Source organism: Methylobacterium sp. 37f (assembly GCF_023093475.1).
Classification (GTDB): Bacteria; Pseudomonadota; Alphaproteobacteria; order Rhizobiales; family Beijerinckiaceae; genus Methylobacterium.
In genome coordinates, this window is the sequence record NZ_JAGHKN010000139.1 from 1 (window position 1) to 384 (window position 384).

Sequence of the window (384 nt, forward strand, 5' to 3'; positions counted from 1 at the left end):
TGGTTGCCGAGGCCGCGGACAATGAAGCTCTTCGCCCCCATCGAGCCGGGAATGATGCCGAGCTGGCCCTTCTGCGCGGACACCGCGCCTTTGCGGGTGACCAGTACCTCCTGGCCGAAGTGGCGCTCCTTCTGCACGTAGTTATGGTGGCAATCGACCGCCTCCAGGTTGGCTTCGAACGGCTTGCGGATCACCTGGCGCGCCGCCTCGATCACCGCGTGCATCATCAGCGCGCGGTTCTGCCGGGCGAAATCCTGGGCCCAGCCGACCGCTTCCACATAGTCGTCGAAGTGCCGGCTGCCTTCCTCGAAGTAGGCCAGGTCCTTGTCCGGCAGGTTGGCGATGTGCTGGCGCATGTCCGCCTTGGCCAGTTCGATGAACAGG

Annotated in this window: 1 protein-coding gene; it reads right to left on the bottom strand. The window is 64.8% G+C overall.

Annotated elements, in window-relative coordinates; genetic code table 11:
- The coding region (locus tag J7U37_RS24995) for an RtcB family protein (protein ID WP_247637510.1) at positions 1-384 on the bottom strand (384 nt) is incomplete at both ends.